The sequence below is a fragment of the Micromonospora echinofusca genome (genome assembly GCF_017614955.1).
In the GTDB taxonomy this organism is placed as follows: domain Bacteria; phylum Actinomycetota; class Actinomycetes; order Mycobacteriales; family Micromonosporaceae; genus Micromonospora; species Micromonospora echinofusca_A.
The window spans coordinates 1-1,079 of the sequence record NZ_WVUH01000676.1 but is presented as its reverse complement, the minus strand read 5'-3'; the positions used below and the strand labels follow the sequence as shown (position 1 = coordinate 1,079).

The following is a 1,079-nucleotide window of genomic DNA, read 5'->3' as shown; positions in this document are numbered from 1 at the left end:
CCCCGGCCCAGCAGACCGCCCTCACCGCCACCTCCGGTCGTCCCCGCCCACCGCAGCGGACCGGCCCCCGGTTCCGCCCGGGACACCCGCCGGACGCCAGGTCGGCGGGTCGGCTCCCGGGTCGAGGACCTGCCCGGTCTCGGCGAGCTGCTTCGTCTCGCGCAGCGCGGCGCGTACCGCCAGCCGGGGGTCGTCCCCGGTCAGGTGGGCGGCCATCCCCGGCAGCCCGACGTCGCCGCCCCGGGGCCGGGCAGCCAGTTCGGTGCCCTTCCCGCCCGGCGCCGGACGCAACCGGACCTGCACCGCGTGCCCGAGGCGGGCCAGCGGCGCCGGCAGTTCGCCCGAGGGCAGCAGATCGGTGCGGGACCGGTTCACGGTGACCACCTCCCAGCGGGTGGCCGGGTCCCCGCCGGCCGGGTCCGGCGTCGCCGGCCAGGTGTCCCGGCCCCGGCGGACCAGCGCGCGGCCGACCGCGATCCCACCCGCCGACACCGCCAGTGCCGCTGCACCCCGCGTCACCCAGCTCACCGGCATCTCCCCTCCGCCGTCACCGTCGGTGTCCTGATCGTGCGCCGGCCGGGGGTGAACCGGGCTCGCCCACAAGGGGTGAACCGACGTCCGCCGGGTATGCGCGGGACGGCGTGCGAGGGGGGCGCGCCCGTCCCGGGCACGGTGGCGGGCCGGCGCGGATGGGGAGGCCGGATGCCGGAGAACCTGAGCTGGCCGGACAGCGGCGCCGGGAGCGGCGGTGCGGGCCGTCCGGCGTCAGCCGGGGCAACGGTCGCCACCGTGACACCGGAACCGGTACCGCTGCTCGCGGCGAAGCTGGCCGTCGCCCCACTGCCCGAGCCGGTGCTCGTCCGGTCCCGGCTGCTCGCCCGGCTCGACGCGGCGGCGACCGGCCCGGTCACCCTGGTCCGCGCGCCCGCCGGCTGGGGCAAGACCACCCTGCTCGCCTCCTGGTTCCGGGCCGGGATGGCGCAGCGCGGCGCTGCCTGGCTCTCGGTCGGGCCGACCGAGAGCGCCGGGCGACTCTGGCCCTACCTGCACGCCGCCCTCACCGCGACGGTCTCCGCAAC

General features: G+C 79.1%; 1 protein-coding gene and 1 pseudogene. One reads left to right on the top strand and one right to left on the bottom strand.

Going from position 1 to position 1,079, the window contains the following annotated elements; genetic code table 11:
• Positions 1-21: 21 nt before the first annotated feature.
• Entirely contained in the window at positions 22-534 is a 513-nt protein-coding gene (locus GSF22_RS33815) for a hypothetical protein (RefSeq protein ID WP_439957844.1), read from the bottom strand.
• Positions 535-702: 168 nt separating this feature from the next.
• Here GSF22_RS33815 and GSF22_RS33810 point away from each other — a divergent pair.
• Positions 703-1,079: pseudogene (locus GSF22_RS33810) on the top strand (hypothetical protein); the annotation flags it as partial.

Bases quoted from the DNA above. Each gene is read 5' to 3' on its own strand.
- GSF22_RS33815 (WP_439957844.1), bottom strand. From the start codon at position 534: ATGCCGGTGAGCTGGGTGACGCGGGGTGCAGCGGCACTGGCGGTGTCG.